This is a genomic window from Blastococcus sp. KM273129, assembly GCF_021698995.1.
Classification (GTDB): Bacteria; Actinomycetota; Actinomycetes; order Mycobacteriales; family Geodermatophilaceae; genus Blastococcus.
Window position 1 is genome coordinate 1 of the sequence record NZ_SSXB01000057.1, and the last position, 13,603, is coordinate 13,603.

The window sequence follows — 13,603 nt, forward strand, 5'->3', positions numbered from 1 at the left end:
CAAAGGCACGAGGCCAGTCAGAGCAAGGGTCACGCCCGCTGCCGCCAGCAGTCAGCCCATCACCGACGAACCGACCCGGCCAGCCTCACAGTCAGCGCATCTCCCCCGCGCCCACGTAGGGGAAGGGGCTCGTGAGGAGCGCGTCCTCGGCGAACCGCGACAACCGGAAGTCGGACTCGGGGACGTCGACGTCCGAGCTCTTGCCGTCGACGACCAGGTCGGCGACGAGCCGCCCCACCGCCGGGGAGATCTTGAACCCGTGCCCGCTGAACCCGGCGGCGACGAGCAGGGACTCCACCGGCGTCTCGGAGATGACCGGGTTGAAGTCCGGCGTCACGTCGTAGCACCCGGCGTAGGAGCCGGCGACCGAGGCGTCCTCGAGCCCCGGGAAGCGGCGCGAGATCTTCTCCACCGCCATCTCGAGGAAGTCGTCGGTGGCTCGGTTGAGGTAGGCGTCGGGGTCGGCGGGCTCCGGGGTGGAGAGGTCGCTGTTCCCGAACAGCAGCCGCCCACCGCTCTCCGTGCGGATGTACTGCAGCGAGACCAGATCGGAGAACACCGGCACCCGACCGAGGTCGCCGCCGGGGTCGAGCACCACGATCGGCTCGCGGTGCACCCGTATCGGCAGGTCGATGCCGTGCCGCGCCAGCAGCGGCACCGACCAGGGGCCCGCTGCGACGACGACGGTGCCCGCGCTGATGACCGAACCGTCGGCGAGCCGCACGCCGGTCACCCGGCCGCTGCCGGTCAGCACCTCGGCGACGGCCGTGCCCTGGCGGACGCGGACGCCCAGGCGCCGCGCGGCCCCCGCGAAGGCCTGGGCGGTCTGGTAGGCGTCGCCGTAGCCGCCCCGCGACTCCCAGGCGAAGGCGGCGAAGTCGGACAGATCGGCCACCGGCCACAGGCGCGCGACCTCGGCCCGGTCGACCTCCTCGGTCTGCACGCCGACCGCCCGCTGGTTGGCCAGGCTGGCCCGGAGCGCGTCCACGTTGGACTCGCCGACGCCGACGACGTAGCCGGTCTGCCGGAAGCCGACGTCCTCGCCGAGCACCTCCGACGCGTTCTCGAACAGCTCGAGGCTGCGGGTGGCCATCGCCGCCAGCGAGGAGACCCCGTAGTGGCACCGCACGATGCCGCTGGACTTGCCGGTGCCCCCGGAACCGACGGTGTCCCGTTCGCAGACGACGACGTCGGTCACCCCTCGTCGAGCCAGCGACCAGGCGATGGACGTCCCCTCGAGCCCGCCGCCGACGACGACGACGTCGGCGGTCGCCGTCGCGGTCACAGCCCGTGCCCCGGGATCCAACTGGTGCCCGCCAACGGCACCCGGGCCATGGCGGCGGCCTCGATGGTCAGCGCGACCAGGTCCTCGGGTTCCAGGGAGTGCAGGTGCGCCTTGCCGCAGGCGCGGGCGATGATCTGCGCCTCCATGGTCATCACCCGGATGAAGTTCGCCAGCCGTCGCCCGCCCTGCACCGGGTCGAGGCGCTGCGCGAGCTCGTCGTCCTGGGTGGTGATCCCGGCCGGGTCCCGGCCGGCCTGCCAGTCGTCGTAGTAGCCCGCTGCCGATCCGAGCCGGCGGTACTCCGCGTCCAGGTGCGGCGCGTTGTCACCGAGTGCGATGAGCGCGGCGGTGCCGATCGCGACTGCATCGGCGCCCAGCGCCATGCACTTGGCCAGGTCCGCACCGTTCCGGATGCCCCCGGAGACGACGAGCTGGACCTTCCGGTGCAGCTCCTCCTCCTGGAGCGCCTGCACGGCCTGCGGCAGCGCTGCGAGCGTCGGGATGCCGACGTGCTCGATGAAGACGTCCTGCGTCGCGGCCGTGCCGCCCTGCATCCCGTCGAGGACGATGACGTCGGCGCCGGCCTTGGCGGCGAGCTTGACGTCGTAGTAGGTGCGGGTCGCGCCGATCTTGACGTAGATCGGCTTCTCCCAGTCGGTGATCTCCCGCAGCTCCCGGATCTTGATCTCCAGGTCGTCGGGGCCGGTCCAGTCGGGGTGCCGGCAGGCGCTGCGCTGGTCGACGCCCATCGGCAGGGTGCGCATGCCGGCCACCCGCTCGGTGATCTTCTGGCCGAGCAGCATCCCGCCGCCGCCGGGCTTCGCCCCCTGCCCCAGCACGACCTCGATGGCGTCGGCCATGCGCAGGTGGTCGGGGTTCATGCCGTAGCGGGACGGGAGGTACTGGTAGACGAGGTGCTTGGACTGGCCGCGCTCCTCCGGGGTCATCCCGCCGTCGCCGGTGGTCGTGGAGGTGCCGACCTCGCTGGCCCCGCGGCCCAGCGCCTCCTTGGCCCGGCCGGAGAGCGCACCGAAGCTCATGCCGGCGATGGTGACCGGCGTGGCCAGGTGCAGCGGGTACGTGGCGTTGCGGTTCCCGAGGACGACGTCGGTGTCGCAGCGCTCCCGGTAGCCCTCCAGCGGGTAGCGGGACATGCTGGCGCCCAGGAAGAGCAGGTCGTCGAAGTGCGGGACCTTGCGCTTGGCGCCGCCGCCGCGGATGTCGTAGATGCCGGTCTCGGCGGCGCGCTGGATGTCCGCGATGGTCGCGCGGTCGAAGGTGGCGGACTCCCGGAGAGCGGGGTCCGGGGCCGGTGCGGTGTTGTCGGTCACGGGGTGCCCCTCCTCAGTACGCCGAGGCGTTGTCGACGTGGAAGTTGTAGAGCCGGCGGGCGGAGCCGTAGCGGCGGAAGGACGACGGGTCGGCGTCGATCCCCGCGGCGGTGAGCAGCCCGGCGAGCTCGGCGAGGTGCTCGGCCCGCACCTCCTTCTCGACGCAGTCCGCACCGAGGGACTTCACCGAGCCGGCCACGTAGAGACGGGCCTCGTAGAGCGAGTCGCCGAGCGCGTCGCCGGCGTCGCCGCAGACGACCAGCCGGCCGGCCTGGCCCATGAACGCGCTCATGTGGCCGACGTCGCCGCCGACGACGATGTCCACGCCCTTCATCGAGATGCCGCAGCGGGCAGCCGCCGACCCCTCGACGACCAGCAGCCCGCCGTGCGCGGTGGCGCCGGCCGACTGCGAGGCGTTGCCGCGGATGCGCACGGTCCCGCTCATCATGTTCTCGGCGGCACCGACGCCCGCGTTGCCGTTGACGGTCACGGTCGCGGCCTTGTTCATGCCGGCGCAGTAGTAGCCGACGTGCCCGTCGACCACGACGTCGACGTCGGCGTCCAGGCCCACGGCGATGTTGTGCCGGCCGTCGGGGTTCACGACGCGCCAGGTGGGCGCCTTCTCGGCGACGTCGACGGCGTGCAGCGCGCTGTTGAGCGCGCGGACGTCGGACCCGGCCAGGTCCACCAGGGTGGGCTCGGCGAGCTCCACCCGCCCGTCGGCGAACTCCAGGGGCGTGCTCAGCGCTGCCATGCGTAGACCTCTTCCGGCTCGGGCTCGAAGATGCGGGCGTTCTCGATGCCGGGCAGCCCGGCGAGGGAGCGGTACTCCGACGCCATGGCCACCCACTGCGGCGTCTCGGCGACGACGGCCGGCTTGCAGGCGATGGCATCGCGGACGACCGCGAAGCTGTCCCGGGTGGCGACCAGCAGGGTGTAGAAGCCGTCGAACCGCTCGCACAGCAGCTTCAGCGACTTCTCCAGGTCGTAGCCGGCGGCCAGTTGGGCGGCGACGAACCGGGCGCCGACCTCCGAGTCGTTCTCGCTGTCGAACGTCATGCCGGCGGCCCGGAGCTCGCGGCGGATCGTCGCGTGGTTGGCGAAGGAGCCGTTGTGCACCAGGCACTGGTCCGGGCCGACGGAGAACGGGTGCGAGCCCTGCGGCGTCACCGCCGACTCGGTGGCCATCCGGGTGTGCGCCACCCCCTGCCAGCCCTGCGCCGACTCGAGGCGGAACTCCGCGGCGAGGGCCTGCGGGTGCCCGACCCCTTTCAGGACGGCCAGATCCTCACCCTGGCCGATGACGATCCCACCGCCTGCCACTGCGCGGACGGCGGCGACGAGCGCGCCGGGGTCGGTCGCCGCGTGCACGACCAGCGTCTGCCCGGCGTCGACCACCACCGCCTCGGGCAGCCGCTCGCGCAGCGCCGTCCCGATCTCCTGGGCGCCCGCGTCGCCGGGCAGCAGCGACACCGTCGACTGCCCCGGCGGCGACCAGCGCGGATCGCCGTAGACGGCGATCCCGGCGGAGTCGGGTCCCCGCTCGGTGATCTGGCAGAGCATCCCGGTCAGCAGCTCACCGAGCCGGGGGTACAGGGAGGGCTCCCGCAGGTGGAGCCCGGCGATCCCGCACATGGGTGCTCGTTCCTCTCGACGATCAGGCTGGTCAGAAGGCGGTCACGTACCGGTCGACCTCCCAGGAGGTCACCTGCCCGTGCCACTCGAAGAACTCCTCGCGCTTGAGGCCGGCGAAGTAGGCCGCGACTCCCGGGCCGGCGACGTCGAGGGCGCCCGCGACCACCGGGTCGGCCTCCAGGGCCTCGATCGCGTGCAGCAGCGTCGGAGGCAGCGGGCTGCTGGTGGTGGCTCCCGGATCGCCCGGGTCCAGCCCCCGGCGCACCCCGTCCAGCCCGGCGGCCAGCGCCGCCGCCGCGGCGAGGTAGGGGTTGGCCGAGCCGTCACCGCCGCGCAGCTCCACCCTGTTGCCGTCCGGCACGCGGAGCAGGTGGGTGCGGTCGTTGCCGCCGTAGGAGGCCGCGCGCGGGGACCAGGTGGCGCCGGACCTCGTGCCGGTGGCGCCGGTGCGCTTGTAGGCGTTGACGGTCGGGGCGAGCACCGCCTGCAGGCCGCAGGCGTGCTCGATCAGCCCGGCGAGGAAGGAGTAGGCCAGCGACGAGAGCCCGAGGCCGCGGGGGTCCCCGGCGTCCGGGAACACCGGGGAGCCGTCGCGCCACAGCGAGAGGTGCATGTGCAGGCCGCTGCCGGTGCGGTCGGTGAACGGCTTGCCCATGAAGGTGGCCGTCATGCCCCGCTGCTCGGCGAGGACCGAGAGCAGGTAGCGGAGGGTGACCACCCGGTCGGCAGTGGTGAGCGCGTCGGCGTAGCCGAAGTTCTGCTCGAACTGCCCGTTGCCGTCCTCGTGGTCGTTGGCGTAGTTGCCCCAGCCGAGCGAGTTGATGGCCCGGGAGACCTCGGTCAGGTGCTCGTACATGCGGGTGAGCCCACGGGCGTCGTAGCAGGGGCGCTCGGCGGTGTCCTTCGGGTCGGCCGGGCGCAGGGTTCCGTCCGGGCCGCGCTCGACGAGGAAGTACTCGACCTCGGCGCCGACCTTGAGGTCCAGGTTGAGCTCCGCGGCGCGGGCCAGCTGCTCCTTGAGGATCACCCGTGGCGCGTACGGCCAGGGCCGGCCCTCGACGTGCGGGTCGCAGTGCACGATCGCCAGCCCCGGCCGGATGAACGGCACCGCCATGTACGAGGCCGGGTCGGGGATCGCGATGAGGTCCGGGTCCTTCGGCTCCTGGCCCATGGCGCCGACGGCGTACCCGGCGAAGCCGACGCCCTCGGTCTGCAGCTCCTCGACCGCCTCGACCGGCACCAGCTTGGCGCACGGCTTGCCGGTGAGGTCGACGAAGAGCGCCAGGATGAACTGCGTGCCGTCGGCGCGGGCCCGCGTGGCGAGGTCGAGCACCTCGGGTGCGGCCGCGACGGCCGCCGGCGGGGCATCGGGGCGGGTGGCGGTGAGCGACACGGGATCCTCCTGCGACTGTCCACTGACATGAACCTCTGTCACTTGCGAGTGAACACTCCGCGGATTACCGCGGGGTTACGGTCGCGCCAGGTTCGTGTTGCGCCGGACCCCGCGACGCACCGGAGGCCGGCCCCCGGCGGGGACCGGCCTCCGTGTGTCTCGCGACTGCCGCCGGGAGGCGGCGGTGTGTCAGACGGGCGACTTCGGGGCGGCGGCGACCGGCGCCGGGGGCACCTGGTCGGGGCCGTAGACGGTCGCGCCGACCCGGGTCGGGCTGACCCCCCGGTCGAAGTCGTACGCCGACTCGGCGTGGACGGCGACGTCCAGCCCGGCGTCCTCCGTCGCCTCGTCGACCCGCAGCCCGATCGTGCGCTGCAGCACCCAGGCGACGGCGTACGTCATCACGAAGGAGAACGTGCAGGTGACGACGATCGCGACCAGCTCGCGCCAGACGATGTCGAAGCTCCCACCGAGCAGGATGCCCTGCACGCCACCCGGCGAGTTCGACGCGCCGATGAGCATGACGCAGAGGGTCCCGGCGATGCCGCCGACGCCGTGCACGGCGAACGCGTCGAGGCTCTCGTCGATGCCCAGCCTGGTCTTCCAGGTCACCGCCCAGGCGACGGCCGCGCCCGCGACGAAGCCGACCACGAGCGCGCCGACGGCGTTCACCGTGTCCGCCGAGGGGGTGATGCCGACCAGCCCGGCGATGGCGCCGGAGGCCATGCCGAGCGTCGTCGCGTGGCCGTCGCGCAGCCTCTCGACCAGGAGGAAGCCGAGGATGCCGGTGGACCCGGCGAGGAGCGTGGTCAGCACGACGTACTGCGCGAGGAAGTTCGCCCCGGCCGCCGAGCCCCCGTTGAACCCGATCCAGCCGAACCACAGGATGCCGGCGCCCAGGACGACCAGCGGGAGGCTGTGCGGCCGGTGCGTCGGGGAACGCCGCTTGCCCAGGACCATCGCCAGCGCCAGGGCGGCGACTCCGGCGTTCATGTGCACGGCGGTGCCACCGGCGAAGTCGTGCAGCTGCAGCTCGTTGCGCATCCAGCCGCCGACGACGCCGCTCTCCTCGTCGCTGAAGGCGAACACCCAGTGCGCGAGCGGGAAGTAGACGAGGGTCAGCCAGACGGCGGAGAAGACCAGCCACGAGCCGAACTTCATCCGGCCGGCCGCGCCGCTGGCCACGATCGCGATCGTGATCGCGGCGAACAGGATGAAGAAGGCGGTCCAGTAGACACCCTCCGCGCCACCGGTGCCGCCGTCGTCGTGGAAGCCGGCCAGACCGAGGTGGTCGACCGGGTTGCCGATGAGTCCCCAGCCGCCGAGCGAGTCACCCGACACCAACCCGTAGCCGAAGAGGACGTAGAGGACGCTCGTGACGGCCAGCGTGCTCATGACCATCATCACCATGTTGAGCATGTTCTTGCTGCCGAGCATGCCCCCGTAGAACAGGGCGAGGCCCGGGAACATCAGCAGGACGAGCGCGAACGCCGCCAGGAGCCAGGCGAGGTCGGCTGCGGGCATGAGCCACTCTCCTCAGGTCAGTCGGGCGGGGCCGGCCACGCCACGAGATCGGTGGGTCGCACCGGGGGCCGGTGCGCGACGCCACGGAGGACGTCCGCTCGGAGCCGGTGCCGGGGCACCGGCCGCGGCCGCCGGGTGTAACGTCGTGAAACGGAGTCTCATGGCGCTGGACGCGCTCGTGGTTACGCCGACGTGAATCTGCGTTACGAAACGGCCGCGTCAGCCGCGCGGGCCGGCGGCGGCGGTCCGCCGCCCGGCGGGAAGCGACCTAGACGACGTGCCCGTAACCGGTGACGGTCAGGAAACGGATGGGCAGCTCGGTGAGCTCGACCGGTCCGTGCGGCCCCTCGCCGTCGAAGACCAGCGAGTCGCCGGGGCGCATCTCGTAGCGGGCCTCGCCGTGGCCGTACGTCAGCGCACCCTCGAGCACGTAGATGAACTCGGTGCCGGGGTGCTGGAAGAGCGGGAAGACCTCGCTCGCCTCGGTGAGGGTGACCAGCAACGGCTCCAACCGCTTGTGCTCTCCGCGCAGCGCCCCCAGGAGCTGGTAGAGGTGCCCGACGTTGCTGCCCCTCCGGATGATCTGCGCACCGTGGCCGGCCGGGGTGAAGACCGCCTCGCGCTCGGCGTCCACGCCCCGGAACAGCGCGGTGACCGGCACCGCCAGCGCATCGGCCAGGCGCGCCAGGCTGGAGAGGCTGCACGAGGTCTGGGCGTGCTCGATCTTCGACAGCATCGCCTTGCTGAGGCCGGTCGTCCGCGCGAGCTCGGCCAGCGAGACACCCTTGGCCAGCCGGAACTCGCGGACGCGCAGCGCGATGACGTCCTCCAGCTGCCCGCCGGGTGCCTCGTCGTGCCCGCCGGGCTCGGGGATGGCCTCCACGGCGCGAGCATAGGACCGGTCCGGGAGGGGGACGGGTCCCGCCACGGTCGCATGACCCGGACGGGAGAGGCGCGTCACTGCGTCCGACGACCTCCGTCACCTACTCGTTACAGGGCCGACACCCACGTCAGCGTCCACTGCCGTTACATGTCGTCCACCCACAGGGATCAGTCGCCCGACGATCCCGTTGAGGAGGCGGACATGACCACCACCGGCACCATGGTCTTCGGACACGCGAGCGGCACCTACGAGGGGCTCCCGAGCATGGAGGTCCCCGGCGTCAACGCCGCCATCGGCGACACGTTCGCCAATCCCGGGGGCTCGGAGCTGTGCTCGGGCTTCTTCGAGCTGCTCGCCGGCGAGCCGCTGGACTACACCTACACCTACGACGAGATGAAGGTCGTGGTGGAGGGCGAGTTCCACCTCACCGACCTGGACAGCGGCGTGCAGGTGATCGCCCGCCCCAAGGACGTGCTGTTCTTCCCGAAGGGCTCGCGGATCCGGTTCGAGACCCCCGACCGGGCGCTCGGTTTCTACACCGGCCAGCGGTCCTTCGCTCCCTGACCGGCATGGGGATCGAGCACACCAGCGTGCCGCGGTGGGGGGCCGCTCCACCGCCCCTCCCCCAGGGCGTGCGCAGCGCCGCGCTCCTGGGCCTGGACGAGGCGGCCGACCCGGTCGTCTCGGCCTGGGCGGCCGAGGCCGCGCGCGCCGGCGCGGCGGTGAGCGTGCTGCGGGCACGCACCACCGCCGAGGCGCTGGCCTGGGTGGACGCCCGCGCGAGCGAGGCCCTGGTCGGCTGGCGGCTGTTCGTGGCGGGCCCGGAGGACGGCGTCCTCCGGGCCCGCGCCCGGGCGCTCCGGCTGGGCGCCGTCCCGGCCGAGGTGCTGACCCACGTGACAGGGGTCCCCACCCGCCGGGTGCACTGCGCCCACTGCGCGCACGAGACGGAGACCTCCGCCGCGATCGGCGCGACCTGCACCTGCCGGGGCTGCGGGCGGACGCTGCACGTCTACCACCACGTCTCCCGGCGGTTGGGCGCCTACCTCGGCTTCATGGTGGACGCCGAGGACGCCGCGCCGACGGGGGTGCCGGCATGACCGCGCTGTCCCCGCCCGCGCCCGTGGAGGCCCCGGGGCGCACCGGCCCGGGCACCCTCCTGCTCCGGGTGACCGACGTGCGGGAGGCGGCGGCCGGCATCCGGACGGTCGAGTTCGTCCCCGCCGACGGGGGATCGCTGCCCGCCCACCCGCCGGGCAGCCACCTCGTGCTGCACTGCGGCGACCGGCGCAACGCCTACTCGCTGACCGGCTCCGGCATCGCGCCGGAGAGCTACACGATCTCGGTGCTGCTCTGCCCCGACGGGTCGGGCGGCTCCCGGTGGGTGCACGACCTGGTGGTCGGCGACGTCGTGGCGGCCGACGGGCCGCGCAGCGCGTTCGCCCCGGTCGCCACCGCACGGCACCACCTGCTCGTCGCCGGCGGCATCGGCATCACCCCGCTGCTCTCCCACGCCCGCGCCGCGGCCCGCTGGAACCGGGACTTCACGCTCCTCTACGGCTACCGCCCCGGCGCCGGGGCGCACCTGGAGGAGCTGCGCCGGCTCTGCGGCCGGCGCCTGGAGGAGCACCCGGACCTGGCCGTCTTCCTGGCCTGCATCGAGACCGCCCTCGCCGGCGCCCCGCTGGGCACGCACCTCTACGCCTGCGGGCCGGCCGCCCTTCTCGACGTCGTGCTCGGGACCGCCGAGCGACTGGGCTGGCCGGAGGCGCGGGTGCACACCGAGCGCTTCTCCGCCGCGGCGCTCGACCCGGGCGCCCCCTTCGAGGTGACGCTGGCCCGGTCGGGACGGCGCCTGACGGTCCCCTCCGGCGTGAGCCTGCTGGAGGCCCTCGAGGACTCCGGCGTCCCGGTGCCCAGCATGTGCCGGCAGGGGGTGTGCGGCGAGTGCCGCGTCCCCGTGGTCGCCGGCTCCCCCCTCCACCGCGACCTCTTCCTCGGCGAGGCGGAGAAGGCCGCCGCCGACAGCCTCATGTGCTGCGTCTCGCGCAGCACCGGCCCCACCCTGGAGCTCGACCTGTGACAGCCACCGATGTCCGCGACCGGGCCCTGCCCGCCCGCATCGCCTCGTTCCCCTTCCCCTTCCCCACCGACACCTACCGGTACAGCACGAACGTGGAGCCGGCGCTCGCGCCGCGGTCGACCGCCGCCGGCAGCTGGGGCGAGCACGTGCTGCACGTCGACGAGCACTACGCCTCGGACAGCGCCGAGTGCGCCGCCCTGCTGGCCGCGGACCCGACCCGCCTGCAGGAGCTGCCGCACATGAGGCCGGCCGCCTGGGACGCGATGCTCTACGTCATGGGGGAGCTGCGGCGCGCCCGCCCGGACGCCTTCGGGCTGGACCGCCTCGGTGGAGACCGCTGGCGCTGGCGCAATGCGCTGCTGCGCATCGAGCAGGAGTTCACCTTCGGCGACGACGCGACGCTGCCGTCGGGACCGCTGGAGTTCGTCGCGCCGCAGGTCCAGGACGACCTCGTGCTGCTGGACCAGCGCGAGGGCGCGCTCTGGGCCGACGCCGGCGTCGTCACCGCGGCCGCGGACTGGTCGATGCGCTTCGACGTCGGCATGAGCTTCCCCGAGATCCACGGCCCGGTCCCGCGCGTGCACCCGGAGGGAGTCATCGACCGCGCCCACCAGTTCCTCATGCGGCTCCAGCCCGGCGAGGCCTACCGCCGCACGAACTGGACGATGACGGTCGGCCGGCGGCTGGACACGGCCACCGAGACCTACCCCGAGTGGGGCCCCGACCGCCGGCTGGTGCTGGAGCAGGACCTCGGCGCCCGGCTGCACCTGCGCGTGGAAGTGCAGCACCTGGTCCGCCTGCCGAGCTCCGGGGCTGTGCTCTTCCTCATCCGCACCCACCTGCTGCCCCTGGAGGACCTGGCGCGGGTGCCCGCGTGGCGGGACCGGTTCGCCGCCGTCCTCGAGGAGCTGCCGGAGGACATGGCCGACTACAAGGGCCTCACCCGCTTCCGCTCGGCCGCCGTCGCCTGGCTGCGCGGTGCGGCGTGACCGCCGTCCTGACCGGTGAGCAGCTCCGGCCGCGCCGCACCAGCGTGCCGTCGTGGTCGGCGCAGCCTCCGGCGCTGGACCCCGCGGGCCGCACGTTCCTCCTCGTGCAGGTCGGCGGCCGCGCCGCGGAGGTCGTCGACCGGTGGGCGGCCGAGGCGTGGGAGCACGGCCGGCCGGTGCGGCGCTGGGGGCTCCCGGGCGTGGACGGCACATCGGCCGCCGCGCTCGCCCGCCGCCTCGACGGGATGCACGTCGGCGACCGGGTGCTGGTGGCCGGTCCCGAGGCCGACGTGCTCGCCCTGGTCGCCCTGGCCCGCGGGATGGGGCTGCTGCCCGAGGAGCTCACCGCCTTCGCCGTCGACCGGGGGCCGATCCCGGTCTTCTGCGCCCACTGCGAGACCACCGCGCGGCTGGCGGTGGCGCCGGGCGCCGAGGTCGACTGCCCCGGGTGCGACCTGCGGCTGGAGGTGCACGAGCACGCATCGGGGCACCGGGGCAGCTACCTGGCCTCCGCGGTGACGGCGGCCGGGGAGCACGGATGAGCGTCCCGGCGACGCAGCTGCTGCGGGTCACGCGGATCCGCGCGGTGACCGACCGGGTCCGGGAGATCAGGCTGGCGGACCCGGACGGCCGCCCGCTGGCCGGGTACGCGCCCGGCAGCCACCTCGTCGTGACGGCGGGCGGCACCCGCAACGCGTACTCGCTCACCGGCTCCGGGATCGCGCCGGGCGACTACCGGATCTCGGTCCTGCGCACCGGGGACGACGGGGGCTCGGCCTGGCTGCACGACGTCCTGCGGGCAGGTGACCTGCTTGCGGTGGAGCCGCCCCGCTCGGCGTTCCGGCCGGAGCTGGCCGCGCGGAAGTCGTTCCTCGTCGCGGCGGGCATCGGGGTCACGCCGATCCTGTCGCACCTGGCCGCCGCCCGGGCGTGGGGCCGCCCCGTGGAGGTGGTCTACGGGTACCGCCCGGGCGAGGCCGCCCACCTGGAGGAGGTGCGCCAGCTCGCCGGACCGGACCTGGTGGAGGCGCAGGGGCGGGTGGCCCTGGCCGACGCGCTGCGCGAGCGGATGGCCGTCCAGCCCTGGGGCACGCACGCCTACGCCTGCGGCCCGGCCGCCGTCCTCGACCTGTTCACCGCGACGGCACGGGCGGCGGGCTGGCCGCCCGCCCGGGTGCACCTGGAGCACTTCCGCGCCCCCGAGCTCTCCCCCGGCCGGCCGTTCACCGCGCGGCTGCGGCGCAGCGGCCGGGAGTTCCCGGTCCCCAGCGGCACCAGCCTGCTCGACGCGGTGCTCGCCGCCGGCGTCGAGGTCCCGAGCATGTGCCGGCAGGGCGTCTGCGGCCAGTGCCTGGTGCCCGTGGCGGCCGGTCGCGTGGAGCACCGGGACCTGGTTCTCGACGAGGCCGACCGGCTCGCCTCGACCCACCTGCTCGCCTGCGTGTCGCGGGCGGCCGACACCCACCTGGAGCTGGACCTGTGAGCGATCTGACCCGGCTGCCCTGGCCCTTCGCCCCCGCCGACCGGACCTTCCGGTACACGGTCAACGTCGAGCCCGCCCGCCGGCGCGTGGAGACGCCCGCCGGGTCCTGGGGCGAGCACGTCGTCGACCTGGGCGACGACTACGCCGAGCAGATGGCGCTCCGCCGCGACGTGCTGGCCCGCGACCCGGGGCGGCGGCAGGTGCTCCCGCACATGGAGCCGGCCTGCTGGGACATGCTCCTGTACCTGCTCCGGGAGCTCGTCTCCGCCCGCCCGGACGCCATGCACCTGGCCGACCTCGGGTCCGGGGCCTTCGCCTGGCGCAACGACCTCCTCGGCATCGAGCAGTCGTTCGTGCTGGGTGATGCGGCCACGCTGCCGACCGATCCGCTGACCTGGATCGGTTGCCAGGTGCCCGACGACATCCTCATGGTCAGCGACCGCGGCGGCCGGCTCTGGTTCGACGCCGCGCTGGTCACCTGGGCGGCCGCGTGGTCGGTGAAGTTCGACATCGGCATGCACCTCGACGAGATCCACGGCCCGGTGCCCCGGCTCAACGAGGACGGCGTGACCAGCCGGGCGACCCGGTTCATGCGCAGCATCACGACCGACCAGACCTACCGCCGGGCCAACTGGACCTTCTCCGCGCACGGGTCCCCGCGCCGGGACATCAGCCTGGAGGTCAAGCCCGAGTGGGACGCCGACGTCCCGCAGCTGGTGCGGGACGGCGACTTCGGGCGGCTGCAGCTGCGCATCGAGCTGGAGCACCTCACCCGGTTGCCGCTGACCGGCACGCTCACCTTCAACATCCGCACCTACATGGCGCCGCTGGCCGAGGTCGTCGAGGTCCCCGGCTGGGGTGAGCAGCTCGCGGCGATCGTCTCCGAGCTCCCCCCGGACATCGCGGGGTACAAGGGCATCGCGCCCTACCGCGACGACGTCGTGGCCTGGCTGGGCGACGCCACGCGCACGGCCGCCGCCGCCTGACCTCCCGGCGC

General features: G+C 73.8%; 14 protein-coding genes. 7 read left to right on the forward strand and 7 right to left on the reverse strand.

Annotated elements, in window-relative coordinates; genetic code table 11:
* Positions 1-91: 91 nt before the first annotated feature.
* The 7 genes from E9565_RS15345 to E9565_RS15375 all read right to left on the reverse strand — a co-directional run bounded on the left by E9565_RS15345 (position 92) and on the right by E9565_RS15375 (position 8,051).
* Positions 92-1,285 carry an FAD-binding oxidoreductase gene (locus E9565_RS15345; RefSeq protein WP_236835749.1) on the reverse strand — a complete coding sequence of 398 codons (1,194 nt, stop codon included), beginning with the start codon at positions 1,283-1,285 and terminating at the stop codon, positions 92-94.
* Entirely contained in the window at positions 1,282-2,616 is a 1,335-nt protein-coding gene (locus tag E9565_RS15350; protein WP_236827649.1) for an FMN-binding glutamate synthase family protein, read from the reverse strand. The genes E9565_RS15345 and E9565_RS15350 overlap by 4 nt, the downstream gene beginning before the upstream one ends.
* 13 nt (positions 2,617-2,629) lie before the next feature.
* On the reverse strand, positions 2,630-3,370 hold the full coding sequence (locus tag E9565_RS15355) for a hypothetical protein (protein WP_236827650.1): 741 nt from the start codon (positions 3,368-3,370) through the stop codon (positions 2,630-2,632).
* Positions 3,358-4,251, reverse strand: coding sequence for a glutamine amidotransferase family protein (locus E9565_RS15360; protein WP_236827651.1), 894 nt, complete (start codon positions 4,249-4,251; stop codon positions 3,358-3,360). The genes E9565_RS15355 and E9565_RS15360 overlap by 13 nt, the downstream gene beginning before the upstream one ends.
* A gap of 31 nt (positions 4,252-4,282) precedes the next feature.
* Entirely contained in the window at positions 4,283-5,644 is a 1,362-nt protein-coding gene (glnT, locus tag E9565_RS15365) for a type III glutamate--ammonia ligase (protein WP_236835751.1), read from the reverse strand.
* A 189-nt stretch (positions 5,645-5,833) separates the two neighbouring features.
* Positions 5,834-7,168, reverse strand: coding sequence for an ammonium transporter (locus E9565_RS15370; protein ID WP_236827653.1), 1,335 nt, complete (start codon positions 7,166-7,168; stop codon positions 5,834-5,836).
* A gap of 268 nt (positions 7,169-7,436) precedes the next feature.
* Positions 7,437-8,051 carry an XRE family transcriptional regulator gene (locus E9565_RS15375; RefSeq protein ID WP_236827654.1) on the reverse strand — a complete coding sequence of 205 codons (615 nt, stop codon included), beginning with the start codon at positions 8,049-8,051 and terminating at the stop codon, positions 7,437-7,439.
* A 201-nt stretch (positions 8,052-8,252) separates the two neighbouring features.
* Between E9565_RS15375 and E9565_RS15380 the strand changes: the two genes are divergently transcribed.
* Genes E9565_RS15380 through E9565_RS15410 form a run of 7 tightly spaced genes read left to right on the forward strand, consistent with a single transcriptional unit; the run spans position 8,253 to position 13,592 of the window.
* Positions 8,253-8,615 (forward strand): hypothetical protein, encoded by a 363-nt coding sequence (locus tag E9565_RS15380; protein ID WP_236827655.1) that lies wholly within the window; start codon positions 8,253-8,255, stop codon positions 8,613-8,615.
* Positions 8,616-8,620: 5 nt separating this feature from the next.
* Positions 8,621-9,151 carry a dimethylamine monooxygenase subunit DmmA family protein gene (locus E9565_RS15385; protein WP_236835753.1) on the forward strand — a complete coding sequence of 177 codons (531 nt, stop codon included), beginning with the start codon at positions 8,621-8,623 and terminating at the stop codon, positions 9,149-9,151.
* Complete coding sequence (locus E9565_RS15390; RefSeq protein WP_236835755.1) at positions 9,148-10,134, forward strand: PDR/VanB family oxidoreductase; 987 nt, start codon at positions 9,148-9,150, stop codon at positions 10,132-10,134. Before E9565_RS15385 ends, E9565_RS15390 begins: the two co-directional genes overlap by 4 nt.
* Positions 10,131-11,123, forward strand: coding sequence for a DUF3445 domain-containing protein (locus E9565_RS15395; RefSeq protein WP_236827658.1), 993 nt, complete (start codon positions 10,131-10,133; stop codon positions 11,121-11,123). The genes E9565_RS15390 and E9565_RS15395 overlap by 4 nt, the downstream gene beginning before the upstream one ends.
* Entirely contained in the window at positions 11,120-11,665 is a 546-nt protein-coding gene (locus E9565_RS15400) for a dimethylamine monooxygenase subunit DmmA family protein (protein ID WP_236827659.1), read from the forward strand. Before E9565_RS15395 ends, E9565_RS15400 begins: the two co-directional genes overlap by 4 nt.
* Positions 11,662-12,606, forward strand: coding sequence for a PDR/VanB family oxidoreductase (locus tag E9565_RS15405; protein ID WP_236835757.1), 945 nt, complete (start codon positions 11,662-11,664; stop codon positions 12,604-12,606). Before E9565_RS15400 ends, E9565_RS15405 begins: the two co-directional genes overlap by 4 nt.
* Entirely contained in the window at positions 12,603-13,592 is a 990-nt protein-coding gene (locus tag E9565_RS15410; RefSeq protein ID WP_236835759.1) for a DUF3445 domain-containing protein, read from the forward strand. Before E9565_RS15405 ends, E9565_RS15410 begins: the two co-directional genes overlap by 4 nt.
* Positions 13,593-13,603 lie beyond the last annotated feature (11 nt).